We start from the raw sequence: 14,430 nt of genomic DNA, 5'->3' as shown, positions 1-14,430 counted from the left end.
GGCACGGTCCTGGATCAGGCGCTGGTCAGGGCGGTTTCCAGCCCCACCCATGCCGCGAACGCGCCCAGCAGGATCGCGCCTTCCACGCGGCTGATCCTCAGGTCGCCGCGCAGCATCGGGTACAGCACCAGCGCAAACGCCAGCAGCGCCGGCAGCTCCAGGCGTACGAACGAGGCCGGCAGCGCCAGCGGCTGCAGCAGGCCCATGATGCCGATCACCAGCAGCAGGTTCACCACGCTGGACCCCAGCACGTGGCCCAGCACCATGTCACCCTGGCCACGACGCGCGGCGGCGATGGCGGCCGCCACCTCCGGCAGCGCGGTGCCGATCGCCACTGGCAGCAGGCCCACCAGCAACGGTGACCAGCCCAGGGCGGTACCGAAGTCCGCCGCCGCGCCGACCACCAGGCGCGCGCCCCAGTACAGCGCCAGCGCGGCGATCAGCACCCGCAGCACATTCAACGGCAGGCTGGTGCGACTGAGCGCGGATTCGGCGATGACGGCCTGCACGTCGGCCCTTTCCAGGCGCCCACGGCGCAGCAGAACCGCCTGTGCCACCACGAAGGCGGCCACCAGCACAGCGGCCTCCCACCGCTGCAGGCGGCCATCCAGGCCGAACACCATCAGCAGCAGCGCCGCGGCCAGCAGCGACCACCACAGCACCGCCTGCAAGCGCGCACGCAACAGCAATGGCGCGGCGACGGCTGCCACGGCCAGGGTAAGGCCCAGGTTGGCAATGCTGCTGCCCACCGCGTTGCCCAGCGCCAGCTCAGGCTGGCCGACCAGCAGCGCGCGCGCATTGACCGCCAGCTCCGGCAGCGAGGTGGCGACGCCCAGCAACAGCAGGCCAGCGCTGAAGGCCGTGGCGCCGAAACGCTGGGCCAGTCCGGACACGGCCTTGACGATGCAGTCTCCGCCCAGGGCCAGCAGCAGCAGGCCAAGCAGGAACCAGGCAATGGCTATGACGATCATCGAGCACTCCCCAGCGGTCGTGGCGCGATTCTACGCGCGACGCCCCGCTACCGGGGCGCCAAGGATCAGGGTTCAGCCGCAGCCTTCGGCGTAGTCCACCTGCGGCGTCCTGCCCACCCGCCAGCCACCCACTTTGCCGTCGGCGCCGAGCGCGAAGTCGACCACCGCCCCGCCCTCCTGTGCCGGGCGCACCCGCAGGTGCTGGGCCTTTTCGTCGTACTTGTCCGGCACCACGTCGCCGCGATCCGGGTACAGGGCCTGCAGTTCGCCCAGGGTCATGCCCACCCGGCCACCGCCGGGGGCCACGATGGCGCTGCTGCGTACGTCATAGCGCACCAGCTTGCGGCCTTCGATCATCAGGCGCGGGTCTTCGGCATCGTGCGGGCGCAGGAAATAGCAGCCGTCATTGCTGTCATCGGCCGGCAGCGGCTTGCCGGCGGCATCGGTGCCCAGCCCCTGCAGCGGGCTGCCGTAGCCGCTGCGCACCTCGGCAATGCCGGCGCCCAACGCCACGCCGCCGTAGCCATCCAGCCGCGCCGGGCTGTCAGTGCGCGGGTCCACCGGCGAGGCCGTGGCCAGGTCGGCATCGGCGGGCACCGAGGCGTCCTTGGCTGGGGCGGTGGCCGCAGGCTCGGCCGGCGTGGCCGGTTCCGGCGTGCGGTTGCAGGCGGCCAGCGACAACAGCAGCAGGCCCGCCAGGGGTAGGTGTTTCATGGGTGGTTTCCTGGGCACGGTGTGCAGGCACGCTAGCGCAGCGCGCGTGCAGGCGCTGCATTGTCATCGCCGTTTCATGCCGCCCGTTCAGGCTCGGCATGCACCGCCTTGGCTGTCCTTCCATGCAACCGCGCAAGACCGACCTCGCCCGAACCGCGCTGCAGGCCCACCGCGCGCCGCTGGACATGCGCCAGCGCCGGTTGCTGATCCTGTGCGACGGCCAGCGCAGCATTGCCGACCTGACCGCCCTGATCGGCCAGGAAGTACCGGCGATGGTGATCCAGCTGATCCAGGGCGGCTATCTCCAGACCGGGCCGGAAGCGACAGCCGCTGCGCCTTCAGTAGTGCCGGTCGCGCGGCCCACTGCGCCGGTCCCGGCCGGGGTCGAGCGCCGCCGCTCGCTGGCGGCCGCACGCATCTACCTGCTGGGTATTCTGGAAATGCAGCGCCATCCGCAGGCGGCGGCCTTGTTCCGCGACCTGCAGCAGGCACGCGCGGAACATCAGGTGCTGGCGGTGCTGCGCGCCGCGCTGGGCGTGCTGCCTGGGATGACCTCGGAGGGCTATTGCGAGCGCGTGCGGCAGCGGCTGCTGGAGGCGCTGCCGTTGGAGCATTGCGAGGGGTTTGCAGTCAGCGCCTGATGCGGTGAACAGCATCCACGCATCATCGACCGGCCAATCCACGCCACGCGTGGATCGGCGCACTCACCGGTAATTGTTGCGCAAGCCGTTCCAGCACTGCTGGTAATCGCCTTGGCGATGCGCGGCGGCCAGCGCCTGTGCGCTGGGGCGAATCACCGCGCGGGTCTCGAACATGAAGGCCATGGTGTCCTTGATCACATCGGCCTTGGACAGATCGGCGTTGGACGCCTTGTCGAAGGTCGGCGCATCGGGGCCGTGGCCGCTCATGCAGTTGTGCAGCGACGCTCCCCCCGGCACGAAACCTTCGGCCTTGGCATCGTAGGCACCGTGCACCAGGCCCATGAATTCGCTGGCGATGTTGCGATGGAACCACGGCGGGCGGAACGTGTTCTGCGCCACCAGCCAGCGCGGCGGGAAGATGGCGAAATCCATGTTGCTGGTGCCCGGCGTATCGCTGGGCGAATGCAGCACCAGGAAGATGGACGGGTCCGGATGGTCGTAGCTGATCGAGCCGATGGTATTGAAGCGGCGCAGGTCGTAGCGGTACGGCGCGTAGTTGCCGTGCCAGGCCACCACGTCCAGCGGCGAATGGTCGATCGGTGCGCGCCACAGGCGGCCGTCGAACTTGGCGATCAGTTCGAAATCACCGTCCACATCCTCGAATGCGGCGTGCGGGGTTTCGAAGTCGCGCGGGTTGGCCAAGCCGTTGGCACCGATCGGGCCCAGGTCCGGCAGCTTCAGCAGCGCGCCATGGTTTTCGCAGATGTAGCCGCGGCTGGGACCGTCGGGCAGCTCGACGCGGAAGCGCACGCCGCGCGGGATCACCGCGATCTGCTGCGGCTCGATCTCGATCACGCCCAGTTCGGTCAGCAGGCGCAGCGCGCCCAGCTGCGGCACGATCAGCAGTTCGCCATCGGCGCTGTAGAAGTAGCGGCCCACCATGTCCCGGTTGGCGGCATACAGGTGAATGCCCACGCCGGCGTGCGCATCGGGTGAGCCGTTGCCGCCCATCGTGTACAGGCCTTCGACGAAGTCAGTCGGCAGTTCCGGCAGCGGCAGCGGGCTCCAGCGCAGCTGGTTTGGCGATGCCGGCTGCGCGTTGTAATCGCACTGCAGCCGCGACTGCGCGAACGGCGTGAACTCGCCATGGGTCACTGCCGGGCGGATGCGGTACAGCCAGCTGCGGCGGTTGCTGCCGCGCGGCGCGGTGAACGCCGTACCCGACAGCTGTTCGGCGTACAGGCCGTGGGCCACTTTCTGCGGCGAGTTCTGTCCGACCGGCAGCGCACCGGGCACGGCCTCGCTGGCAAATTCGTTGCCGAAGCCGGACTGGTAGCCGCGGGCGGTGAGGACGATGGACATGGAGAGCTCCAGAAAACAGCGATGCCGGAACGGGGAGCCGCCGGGCATGGCCCGGCGCTACCGAGGGGGTGCGTAGGGTGACCTTACAGCACGCCGCGGCGGATCTGGTCGCGCTCGATGCTCTCGAACAGCGCGGTGAAGTTGCCTTCGCCGAAACCTTCGTTGCCCTTGCGCTGGATGATCTCGAAGAAGATCGGGCCGATGCAGTTCTGGGTGAAGATCTGCAGCAGCTTGCGCTGGTGGGTTTCCGGGTCGGCGTCGATCAGGATCTTGTTCTTGGCCAGGCGCGCCACGTCTTCACCGTGGTTGGGCACGCGCTGGTCGATCACATCGAAATAGGTGTCCGGCGTATCCAGGAAATCCACGCCCTGCGCGCGCATGGCTTCGACGGTTTCGTAGATGTTGTCGGTGAAGCAGGCGATGTGCTGGATGCCCTCGCCCTTGTACGCGTCCAGGTATTCGTTGATCTGGCTCTTCGGGTCGGACGATTCGTTCAGCGGAATGCGCACGATGCCGTCCGGCGCGGTCATCGCCTTGGATACCAGGCCGGTCTTCAGGCCCTTGATGTCGAAGTAGCGGATTTCGCGGAAGTTGAACAGGCGCTCGTAGTAATCCGACCACTGCTGCATGTTGCCGAAGTACAGGTTGTGGGTCAGGTGGTCGATGAAGGTCAGGCCGAAGCCGAACGGATGCAGGTCGGCACCGGGCACGGCTTCGTAGTCGCCATCGAAGATGCTGCCGGCGGCGCCGTAGCGGTCCACCAGGTACAGCATGCAATCACCGATGCCCTTGATGACCGGCGCGTTGACGGCCTTGCTGTCCGGCTTGAAGGCCACCGCTTCTGCGCCATTGCCCAGCGCGGTCTGGTAGACCTCAGCGCCCGGCTTCTTGAAGCGGATGGCGAAGCCGCAGGCACAGGGGCCGTGCTTTTCGGCGAAGTCGGCGGCGAACGAATCGGGGTCTTCATTGACCAGGAAGTTGACGTCGCCCTGGCGATAGACGGTAATCGGGCGCTGCTTGTGCTTGAGCACGGCGCTGAAGCCCATCCTGCGGAAGTAGTCGTGCAGTTCCTGGCCACGGCCGGCCGGGGCGGCGAATTCGACGAACTCGAAACCGTCGATGCCCATCGGGTTTTCGAAGGTGGTGACCTGCATGCCGGGGTTCGGGTGCGAGGGGGTCGGGACGGCGGAATTCATGGCGTGGCTCCGAATCGGTGCCGCATCGGCACAAACCAGGTGCGGGCGGGGTTGGACCCGGCGAGAATGCAGGGTACGGACCCAACCTTTATAGTTACAACTGAAACCACCAGCAAGGTGCACCGCAGCATGAACCCAGCCGACCCCGCCTCCACCCGCGTGCGTGCCTCGCACGTCCTGCTCGACCTGGAACAGTTCCTGCCATATCGGCTGAGCGTGCTGTCCAACCGGGTCAGCGGCAACATCGCCAAGCTGTACGGCGACCGCTATGGCCTGGCCATTCCCGAGTGGCGGGTGATCACCATCCTGGCCCTGTACCCGGGCTCGTCGGCCAGCGAGGTGTCCGACCGCACGGCCATGGACAAGGTGGCCGTCAGCCGGGCCGTGGCGCGGCTGCTGGAGCGCGGTTTCATCAAGCGCGAAACCCATGGCGACGACCGCCGCCGTTCGGTACTGGCGCTGTCGGCGGCCGGCTTCGAGGTGTACGAGACGATTGCACCGCTGGTGATCGAGATCACCCGCAAGCTGATGTCGGTGCTGAGCGAGGAAGAAGAGCAGGTGCTGGAAAAGCTGATCCTGCGGCTGGCCGGTGACGGTCTGGAGCGGATGGGCGAAGGGGTGTAACCGCGCGGTCGCGGCCGTGGGTAGATCCACGCCATGCGTGGATGGCGGTCTGGTGAGGTCAGAGCCCTTTCCTGCGGAAAGGGATCCGACCCCGAGCGGGGTCAGCTCAGGTGCTTGCGCCGGGCGTGGATCCACGGCACCGCCAGTGCGGCGATGGCGCCGCCGGCGAACCCCAGCGAGGCGGCGACAGTAGCCGCTTCCACCGCACCCGGCAGGGCCAGCGCGGCGGTCACCAGCAGCAGCGAGGGCAGGCCGACGAAGGTGCCCAGGAAGAAGGTCCAGCGCGGCGACCAGGTGTTGAGCTGCAACAGGCTGACCGGCTGCCAGGCATCACCGGCCGTGTCTTCGGCAATCTTCGCCACCACCTTGGCCAGGTCCACTTCCGGCACCAGCTTGCCGGGGCGGGCCGCGGCAATGGCTTCGGCCACCGCATCCACCGGCGGGAAGCTGGCCGGCCACGCCGCCGGCGCAACCACGCCATAGGCAGTCAGCAACGGCACGCTCAGCCACGGGGCCAGCAACGGCCGCAGTTTGCGCCGGCCGTACACACACCAGATCTGCGCCTGGCCATGGGCGGTCACGCTGTACAGCGCCAGCTCCCCTGGCGGCGGATAGCCCAGCATGGTCACCCGTGCGGCCAGACTGTCCTGGTCCATGGCGCGCAGGAAACCGGGGCGGCTGCGCCCTTCCTGCATCCACGCCAGGCCCAGCGCGCCGACCAGCCACGCTTCGGCCACGTCCTTGCTGCCCGCGCTGGCGCGCGCATCGCTGGCCAGGTACCACGCCAGCGATTTCGGTTCGGCCACGTCCTGCACGCCCCAACGGCTGTCATCGCCCAGCACGTGTCGCACCGGCAGGCGGGCAGGTGCGGTCTCGCCGCGTTCACCGGTCTGCAGGAACGGCAGCACGCCCTGGATGAAGCTGGACAGATCGATGGCGCGCACTCCGCTGCCCTGCCATTCGGCCGGCAGCAGGCCGGTCAGCTGGCCTTCGGCGGCAAGCCGGTCAAGGCGGGCCTTCTGCTCCACCAGCTTCTGCACGGCGCCCTTCAGCACCACGTTGTCGGGCAGCGCGATCTGCGGCAGGCGGTAACGCGGCGGCGCCAGGTCCAGCGTGTCTTCGCCGGTACCGGCATCGTCCAGCAGGGCTTCCTGCGCGGGCAGGCCGACGCCTTCGGGGGCCGCGCCGTCGGCCGCTGTGCTGGCGGGGTCGGGCGATCGGTTGGCGTGGTCGCTGTGCATGGGCGCTCCTGCGGGTGGGGGCCGCAGTCGACTCGACTGAGGTCCTTGCCGTTAGCGGCCATGGGGGGGATTTCTGTAGCCGCTTGGCAGTCGAGCATGGCTCGACTCTACAACCGGCTCAGTCGAGCATGGCTCGACTCTACAACCGGGGGGGCGCCCACTTTTCGAGGAAGGCGATGAAGCGGGCGCGGCTGTAGCCCTTGCCGTCGGCCTTGGGCTTTTCCAGTTCGCCGGTGAGCTGCGACTGCAGCAGGGTGCCGTCGGCATCCAGCACGAACAGGTGCGGGTAGCCCTTCACCTGCGGGTACTGCGACAGGAATGCGGTGTTCTCGTTGTCTTCGCTGTAGTGCACCTTCATCCAGACGTAGTTGGCATCGCGCAGGCGGCGCACCTCGGCGTCGCCTTCGATGAACTGGTCCATCAGGTGGCACCACGAACACCACTCGCCGCCCACGTCCAGGATGATGCGCTTGTTGCCGCGCTGCGCTTCCACCTTGGCCGTTTCCAGATCGGCCTGCGGGTCGCGGGCCGGGTCGAAGCTGGCGCTGAGGCCGGCAATGGCGGCGATATCGGCCGCCGCCGGGGTGTTGCCCGAGGCCACCGGCACGCTGGGGTCAGCGGCCGGTGGCTCGGTGGGGCGGGTATCCAGGGGCTGGGTGGGTTCGGCCGGTGCCGGCGGCGGTGGCTGGGAACAGGCGCTGATCAGCGCTGCACACATCACGGCCACCACGGCCCTGCCGAACGTTGTACGCATGCCCGCTGCCCTCGCGATTACTTGACGCCGTGCATCAGCTTGTTGATCAACGGCGCGATCAGGAACAGGACCACGCCGGAACCGATCAACGCCCAGAACCCGAAGGTATACCCCTTCAGGGCCGATTCGATCGTCATGCCGCCTTCACCGCTGACCGCACCGGCGAAGATGCCCGACAGGTTGTTGCCGATGCCGGTGGACAGGAACCAGCCACCCATGCCGAAGCCGACCAGGCGCACCGGGGCCAGCTTGGTCACCATCGACAGGCCGATCGGCGACAGGCACAGCTCACCCACCGACTGGATGACGTAGACCATGAACAGGGTCCAGAACGGGATCTTGCCGTCCACGACCATCTGCGACAGGGCGAACATCAGCAGGGCGAAGGCAGCGCCGTTGAACAGCAGGCCCAGGCCGAACTTGCGCGGGATGGACGGATTGGCGCGGCCCATGGCCACCCAGATCCAGGCAATGATCGGGGCCAGGGTGATGATGGCCACCGAGTTCACCGACTGGAACCACGCGGTCGGGAAGGTCCAGTCACCGAACTGGCGGTTGACGATGTTTTCGGCCAGGAAGGTGAACGAGCTGCCGGCCTGTTCGAAGAACATCCAGAACATCACGTTGAAGGCGAAGATGATCAGCATGGCGATCACACGGTCGCGCTGCACCTTGCCCTCGCGGATGCCTTCCACCAGCAGCAGGATGGCCAGGGCGGTGAACATGGCGCCCAGGATCCAGGCCAGCGCGGTGGCGCCGGTGGCCAGCAGGAAGTAAGCCAACGGAATGGCGACCACGGCACCGGCCAGCACCATCACGATGCGACCGAAGCCTTCGGCACCGGCCGGCGGTGCGCCAATGCCCTTCAGGCCGGCACGACCGATGTAGAACCACACCAGCGAGATCAGCATGCCCACGCCCGAGGCGATGAACACGACCTTGTACGACGGCATTTCCGAGGTGCCGAACACCTTGCGCGCCAGCCATTCGGTCAGCACCGGGGCGATCATCGCGCCGATGTTGATGCCCATGTAGAAGATGGTGAAGCCGGAATCGCGGCGTTCGTCCTTCAGGCCGTACAGCTTGCCCACCATGGTGGAGATGTTCGGCTTGAACAGCCCGTTGCCGACGATGATCGTGGCCAGGCCGAGCTTGAAGATGTGCTCCTGCGGCAGCGAGATCATGAACAGGCCGGCGGCCATGATGACCGCGCCGGTCAGGATCGAGCGCTGGTAGCCCAGCACCCGGTCGGCCACGTAGCCACCGAAGATGGCCGCGGCGTAGACCAGCGCCAGGTAGGCGCCGTAGATGCGGCTGGCATCGCCTTCACCGGCGGCATTGCCGCTGTAGAACTGCGAGACGATGTACAGCACCAAGGCCCAGCGGATGCCGTAGAACGCAAAGCGTTCCCAGAATTCGGTCATGAACAGCATCCACAGCGGGCGCGGGTGGCCCAACGTGGTCTTGAAGTCCGGCAGCGCCGGTTCTGGGGTGTTCGCAGTGGCGTTTAGGCTCATGCGGGTTTCCTGGTTCGGTGGATGGGCGGCACATCCGCTGTGCGCTGGAGCAACGCGCGAGGATCACCGACTTGTGGCGTTCACGTCAAATACACGCCGTTTGAGGCAGGTCTCGACCTGCTCGCTGAACTTGCATCTGAAACGATCCAGCCGGTCGCGGCAGGCCAAGCTGAATGGGGATCAGGCCTGATCGGCCGGGGGGCCGGCCTGCAGGGTGCTGCGCACCTGGAACAGTTCTGGGAAGAAGGTCAGCTCCAGCGCCTGTCGCAGGAAGCCCACGCCGGACGAGCCGCCGGTGCCGCGCTTGAAGCCGATCACCCGCATCACGGTGCGCATGTGGCGGAAGCGCCAGAGCTGGAACGCGGTTTCCAGGTCCACCAAGTCCTCGCACAGGGAATACTCGCGCCAGTAGCGGTCGGTGTCCTGGTAGATGCGCTCGAACACCGGCTGCAGGGCGTCGTCGGCCACGTGCGGCTGGGTCCAGTCGTGGCTGTCGTACAGCGCCGGCACGGCGTGGCCGAAGCGGGCCAGGTACTTCAGGAATTCCTCGTACAGGCTGGGCGCTTCCAGCACGGTGCGCAGCTGCGCCTGCCCGGCCGGGTCGTGCTCGAACACCTGCAGCATCTGCGCGTTCTTGTTGCCCAGCAGGAACTCGATGTAGCGGTACTGCAGCGACTGGAAGCCCGAGGATGGGCCCAGCACGTCGCGGAAGCCCATGTATTCGGACGGGGTCAACGTTTCCAGCACCGACCACTGCTCGGTCAGCTGGCGCAGCACCTGCTTGCTGCGGGCCAGCACCTTGCGGCACTGCCACACCTCGTCGCGCTGCAGGAAGCCGATCGCCGCACGCAGCTCGTGGCCCAGCAGCTTCAGCCACAGCTCCGAGGTCTGGTGCTGGATGATGAACAGCATCTCGTCGTGGTGCGGCGGGTTGGACAGCGGCTGCTGCGCGCTCAGCAGCTGGTCCAGCCGCAGGTAACCGCCATAGGTCAGGCGCCCCTGCAGATCGGTGTGGATGCCAGCTTCGAGATCGCGTTGGTTGTTGTCGACGGACATGGGCGGGACCAGATCAGGGGCGGCAAGGGTAGCGCGTTGCCGCCGCGCTGGCAGCGGCCGTGACCGTACCGGGGCGTGCGGTGGCCCGTGGAGCCAGCCGCGAGCCTCTGGCTGCGCGTGGAACCGTTTGCGCCGTTGCGCCAGCAGACAGCCAAAGGCGTATTCTGATGCTTTGCAGCAACGACTGAATACGTTGTTGTTATTGGCCCCCCACCCGTCGGCAGGGGTACAACGGGGAATCGCCGTGTTGCGCCGCAGGAAGGCTATTTCGTACGCAATCCTTAACATGGCGATTCATATCATTTGTAACTTCTCTGTCGAAGGTGCAGTACGCAATGACGGTAGCCGCCGAGTTCAAGATCGAATACCTGCAGTACCTGGACGCGGACGGCAAGCTCGTCCGCAACGACCTGCCCGAATCCCTGAAGGATCCGGCTGTCCTGGTGCCGCTGTTCAAGCAGATGCTGTACGTGCGCACGTTCGACAGCAAATCCATCGCGCTGCAGCGCACCGGCAAGCTGGGCACCTATGCCGCCTGCCTGGGCCACGAGGCCGCGCACGTGGGCATTGGCGCCGCGATGAAGCAGGGTGACGTGTTCGCCCCCAGCTACCGCGAGTACGGCGCCATGTTCATGCGTGGCGTGCGCCCGTACGACGTGCTGATGTACTGGGGCGGCGACGAGCGCGGCAACGACTACACCGGCAACGCGGTGAAGGACTTCCCGTTCTGCGTGCCGATTTCCACCCAGTGCCTGCATGCCGCCGGTGCTGCGTTGAAGTTCAAGCTGAACAACGAAGCGCAGATCGCGGTGGCGGTGTGCGGCGACGGTGGCAGCTCCAAGACCGACTTCTACGCTGCGCTGAATTCGGCCGGTGCCTACAAGCTGCCGCTGATCCTGTGCATCGTCAACAACGGCTGGGCCATCTCGGTGCCGCGCTCGGCCCAGACCGGTGCCGAAACGCTGGCGCAGAAGGGTCTGGCCGGCGGCCTGCACTGCCTGCAGGTGGACGGCAACGACCTGATTGCGGTGCTGGCCGCGATGGAACAGGCGCGCGAGCGCGGCCTGGCCGGCGAAGGCGGCACGGTGCTGGAACTGATGACCTACCGCCTGTCCGACCACACCACCGCCGACGACGCCCGCCGCTACCGCGACGACGCCGAAGTGAAGGACGCCTGGACCCGCGAGCCGATGCTGCGCCTTCGCAAGTACCTGGTCGCCCAGGGCGTGTGGAGCGAAGAAGAAGAAAAGACCTGGGTCGAGCAGTGCGCGGCCAAGGTGGACGAGGAAGTGAACCAGTACCTCAACACCCCGGTGCAGCCGGTCGAGGCCATGTTCGACTACCTGTATGCCGATCCGCCGGCGGACCTGCTGGCCCAGCGCGCGGCTGCCATTGCCCTGGAGCAGCGCCATGGATGAGATCAAGCACGGCGCTTCCGCTTCCCAGGCCAATGCCGCCGACAGCGCCGCTGTCGCCGGTGGAGACATCGCAATGACCGCTACCCCCATCACCCTGATCGAAGCCATCACCCAGGCGCTGGCCTGGGAGCTGGAACACGACCCGTCGGTGCTGGTGCTGGGCGAGGACGTGGGCGTGAACGGCGGCGTGTTCCGCGCCACCGCCGGCCTGCAGCAGCGCTTCGGTTCGCAGCGCATCCTCGACACCCCGCTGGATGAAACCACCATTGCCGGCCTGACCGTCGGCCTGGCCGCGCAGGGCATGAAGCCGGTGGCCGAAGCCCAGTTCGATGGCTTTGTCTACCCGATGGTGGACCACATCATCTGTCACGCCGCGCGCCTGCGTACCCGCACCCGTGGCCGCCTGCACTGCCCGATGGTGCTGCGCGTGCCGTGGGGCGGTGGCATCCGCGCGCCGGAACACCACAGCGAAGCCAACGAATCGATCTTCACCAACGTGCCGGGCCTGCGCGTGGTGCTGCCGTCCAGCCCGCAGCGTGCCTATGGCCTGCTGCTGGCCGCCATGCGTGATCCCGATCCGGTGATCTACATGGAACCCAAGCGCATCTACCGCCAGTACAAGGAAGTGGTCGTCAATGACGGCGAAGCGCTGCCGCTGGACGTGTGCTTCGTGCTGCGCGACGGTACCGACGTGACCCTGGTCGCCTGGGGCGCGCAGGTGAAGGAAGCACTGGAAGCGGCCGACAAGCTGGCCGGCGAAGGCATCAGCGCCGAGGTGATCGACGTGGCCACCCTGCGCCCGCTGGACTTTGCCACGATCGCCGAATCGGTGGCCAAGACCGGCCGCTGCGTGGTCGTGCAGGAAGCGCCGAAGACCGCAGGTTTCGGTGCCGAAATTGCCGCCCGCCTGGCCGAAGAATCGCTGTATGACCTGCTGGCCCCGGTCGAGCGCGTTACCGGCTACGACACCCACATTCCGCTGTTCCGCCTGGAAATGAAGTACCTGCCCAGCGTGGACCGGATCGTGACCGCGGCCAAGCGCGCGGTGGCGGCGGGCTGACATGCGGGCCCGCCTGCTGGGGGCTTACCGCAGCCAATATTCCAATCCGCTCCGGTTCCGCACCGGCCAGATCGTCGAAGTGGGTGTACGTGACGAAGAATGGCCGGCGTTTGCCTGGGTACGCAGCAACGATGGGCGCGCCGGTTGGGCGCCCGTCGCCTGGCTGCAGCCGCTGGACGAAGGTCGCGCCGAAGCCCTGCGCGACTACGACGCCCGCGAGCTGGATGTGGAAAGCGGCGAGATGGTGAAGCTGCATCACGAACATGGTGGGTGGTGGTGGTCCGAGCGCGCCAACGGCGCGACGGGCTGGCTGCCGGCCCGCGAACTGGAACTGCTGGAAGAGAACTGCACATGAGCCAGACCAAGAACTTCAACCTGCCCGACCTGGGCGAAGGCCTGCCGGACGCAACCATCGTGGAATGGTTCGTGAAGGAAGGCGATGTGATCAAGCTGGACGAACCGCTGGTGTCGATGGAAACGGCCAAGGCGGTGGTGGAAGTGCCCTCGCCGGTGTCCGGCAAGGTGCTGAAGCTGTCCGGCGCGGCCGGCGACATCATTCCCACCGGTTCGGTGCTGGCCAGCTTCGAGATCGACCCGAACCTGCCGCAGCGCGCCGATGGCCAGGACACCGGCCACAGCCACGGCCATGCCCCGGCACCGGCTGCTGCCGCACCGACCCCGCCGCCCATTCCGACTGCCCCGACGGCAGCCCCGGCCGTGGCCGAAGAAGCCAAGGCCGAGCGCGATGACGCCGGCACCGTGGTCGGCGCCATGCAGAGCTCCAACGCCGTGCATACCGAACAGGCGCTGGCCGTCGGTGGCGTCAAGGCCGTGCCGGCCGTACGTGCCACCGCGCGCAAGCTGGGCGTGGACCTGTCGCGCGTGCGTGCCACCGGCGCCGATGGCGCGGTGACCATGGCCGACGTGAAGCAGGCTGCTGCCAACGGCACCGCCAAGCTGGGCGCTGCCCCGGCACCGGTCGCTGCCGCCGCTTATGCCGCGCCGGCCCCGGCACAGGTGTCGGCCCCGGTGCAGAGCGAAGCCCGCACCCCGCTGTCGGCCGCCGGCAAGCCGATGCGCACCCAGCCGCCGGGCGTGGTGGCCAAGGGCCAGCCGGAACCGCTGAAGGGCGTACGCCGCAACATGGCGCGGGTGATGGCCGACGCGCACAGCAAGGTCGTGCCGACCACGCTGAACGACGACGCCGACATCCACGCCTGGCTGCCAGGTAATGACGTGACCGCGCGCCTGGTGCGTTCGATCGTGGTGGCCGCGCAGAAGGTGCCGGCGATGAATGCCTGGTTCGATGGCGAAGCATTGACCCGCACCCTGCACGCGCAGGTGGACATCGGCATTGCCGTGGACACCGACGACGGCCTGTTCGTGCCGGCCCTGCGCAATGCCGACATGCTCGACGCCCGCGGCATCCGCGAGGGCGTGAACCGTCTGCGCGAGCAGGTGGAATCGCGTTCCATCGCCGCCTCGGAACTGAGTGGCTACACCATCTCGCTGTCCAACTTCGGCATGTTCGCCGGCCGCTACGCCACCCCGGTGGTCGTACCGCCGTGCGTGGCCATCGTCGGTGCCGGCCGTGCCCGTCACCAGATGACCCCGGTGATGGGCGGCGTGGAAGCGCACAAGGTCATCCCGCTGTCGGTCACCTTCGACCACCGCGCGGCGACCGGTGGCGAAGCAGCCCGCTTCCTGCGCGCGATGATGGACGACCTGGCGCTGGCCAGCTGATCGGCCCACTGAAGGGTGGGTGCTGACTGAAAAAAACGCCGGGCACTGCCCGGCGTTTTTTTGTGGGCGAAATGCGGCGATCCACTGTCTTGGCGTTTGCCTTGGTAGAGTCGAGCTTGCTCGACTGCTCTTC

The 14,430-nt window shown here is 67.4% G+C and carries 14 protein-coding genes; 6 read left to right on the top strand and 8 right to left on the bottom strand.

The window, feature by feature from the left end; genetic code table 11:
- Positions 1 to 14 precede the first annotated feature (14 nt).
- Positions 15 to 971 carry a sodium:calcium antiporter gene (locus RTY46_RS04820; protein WP_312706929.1) on the bottom strand — a complete coding sequence of 319 codons (957 nt, stop codon included), beginning with the start codon at positions 969 to 971 and terminating at the stop codon, positions 15 to 17.
- A gap of 72 nt (positions 972 to 1,043) precedes the next feature.
- A complete protein-coding gene (locus tag RTY46_RS04815) occupies positions 1,044 to 1,685 on the bottom strand; it encodes a hypothetical protein (protein WP_312706928.1) in 642 nt (213 codons plus the stop codon).
- A gap of 122 nt (positions 1,686 to 1,807) precedes the next feature.
- Between RTY46_RS04815 and RTY46_RS04810 the strand changes: the two genes are divergently transcribed.
- Entirely contained in the window at positions 1,808 to 2,326 is a 519-nt protein-coding gene (locus RTY46_RS04810) for a hypothetical protein (RefSeq protein WP_312706927.1), read from the top strand.
- 63 nt (positions 2,327 to 2,389) lie between these two features.
- On the opposite strand, the gene hmgA is transcribed toward RTY46_RS04810, so the two are convergent.
- Together hmgA and hppD are read right to left on the bottom strand one after the other, a co-directional pair.
- Positions 2,390 to 3,688: a homogentisate 1,2-dioxygenase gene (hmgA, locus tag RTY46_RS04805; RefSeq protein ID WP_312706925.1), complete on the bottom strand. Its 1,299-nt coding sequence runs from the start codon at positions 3,686 to 3,688 to the stop codon at positions 2,390 to 2,392.
- Between the two features lie 83 nt (positions 3,689 to 3,771).
- Entirely contained in the window at positions 3,772 to 4,884 is a 1,113-nt protein-coding gene (gene hppD / locus RTY46_RS04800; RefSeq protein WP_312706923.1) for a 4-hydroxyphenylpyruvate dioxygenase, read from the bottom strand.
- Positions 4,885 to 5,013: 129 nt separating this feature from the next.
- On the opposite strand from hppD, the gene RTY46_RS04795 reads away from it, so the two are divergent.
- Positions 5,014 to 5,508, top strand: coding sequence for a MarR family winged helix-turn-helix transcriptional regulator (locus tag RTY46_RS04795; protein ID WP_108751109.1), 495 nt, complete (start codon positions 5,014 to 5,016; stop codon positions 5,506 to 5,508).
- A gap of 101 nt (positions 5,509 to 5,609) precedes the next feature.
- Here RTY46_RS04795 and RTY46_RS04790 read toward each other — a convergent pair whose 3' ends face one another.
- The 4 genes from RTY46_RS04790 to RTY46_RS04775 all read right to left on the bottom strand — a co-directional run bounded on the left by RTY46_RS04790 (position 5,610) and on the right by RTY46_RS04775 (position 10,076).
- Positions 5,610 to 6,749, bottom strand: a complete 1,140-nt coding sequence (locus RTY46_RS04790; RefSeq protein ID WP_312706921.1) for a hypothetical protein — start codon at positions 6,747 to 6,749, stop codon at positions 5,610 to 5,612.
- A 139-nt stretch (positions 6,750 to 6,888) separates the two neighbouring features.
- Positions 6,889 to 7,503 (bottom strand): thioredoxin family protein, encoded by a 615-nt coding sequence (locus tag RTY46_RS04785; RefSeq protein ID WP_312706920.1) that lies wholly within the window; start codon positions 7,501 to 7,503, stop codon positions 6,889 to 6,891.
- Positions 7,504 to 7,520: 17 nt separating this feature from the next.
- Positions 7,521 to 9,020, bottom strand: coding sequence for an oligopeptide:H+ symporter (locus tag RTY46_RS04780; protein WP_312706919.1), 1,500 nt, complete (start codon positions 9,018 to 9,020; stop codon positions 7,521 to 7,523).
- 180 nt (positions 9,021 to 9,200) lie between these two features.
- Positions 9,201 to 10,076 carry a tryptophan 2,3-dioxygenase family protein gene (locus RTY46_RS04775; RefSeq protein WP_108754411.1) on the bottom strand — a complete coding sequence of 292 codons (876 nt, stop codon included), beginning with the start codon at positions 10,074 to 10,076 and terminating at the stop codon, positions 9,201 to 9,203.
- Positions 10,077 to 10,411: 335 nt separating this feature from the next.
- Between RTY46_RS04775 and pdhA the strand changes: the two genes are divergently transcribed.
- Genes pdhA through RTY46_RS04755 form a run of 4 tightly spaced genes read left to right on the top strand, consistent with a single transcriptional unit; the run spans position 10,412 to position 14,297 of the window.
- Complete coding sequence (gene pdhA / locus RTY46_RS04770; RefSeq protein WP_312706918.1) at positions 10,412 to 11,494, top strand: pyruvate dehydrogenase (acetyl-transferring) E1 component subunit alpha; 1,083 nt, start codon at positions 10,412 to 10,414, stop codon at positions 11,492 to 11,494.
- Positions 11,487 to 12,554 carry an alpha-ketoacid dehydrogenase subunit beta gene (locus tag RTY46_RS04765; protein ID WP_108751115.1) on the top strand — a complete coding sequence of 356 codons (1,068 nt, stop codon included), beginning with the start codon at positions 11,487 to 11,489 and terminating at the stop codon, positions 12,552 to 12,554. The genes pdhA and RTY46_RS04765 overlap by 8 nt, the downstream gene beginning before the upstream one ends.
- A 1-nt stretch (position 12,555) precedes the next feature.
- Positions 12,556 to 12,909 carry an SH3 domain-containing protein gene (locus RTY46_RS04760; RefSeq protein WP_108751116.1) on the top strand — a complete coding sequence of 118 codons (354 nt, stop codon included), beginning with the start codon at positions 12,556 to 12,558 and terminating at the stop codon, positions 12,907 to 12,909.
- Positions 12,906 to 14,297: a dihydrolipoamide acetyltransferase family protein gene (locus RTY46_RS04755; protein ID WP_312706917.1), complete on the top strand. Its 1,392-nt coding sequence runs from the start codon at positions 12,906 to 12,908 to the stop codon at positions 14,295 to 14,297. Before RTY46_RS04760 ends, RTY46_RS04755 begins: the two co-directional genes overlap by 4 nt.
- Positions 14,298 to 14,430 lie beyond the last annotated feature (133 nt).

This window comes from Stenotrophomonas sp. (assembly GCF_032056425.1).
Lineage (GTDB): Bacteria > Pseudomonadota > Gammaproteobacteria > Xanthomonadales > Xanthomonadaceae > Stenotrophomonas.
Note: the sequence above shows the minus strand (reverse complement) of the source record. Positions and strands in the feature narration are given on the sequence as shown.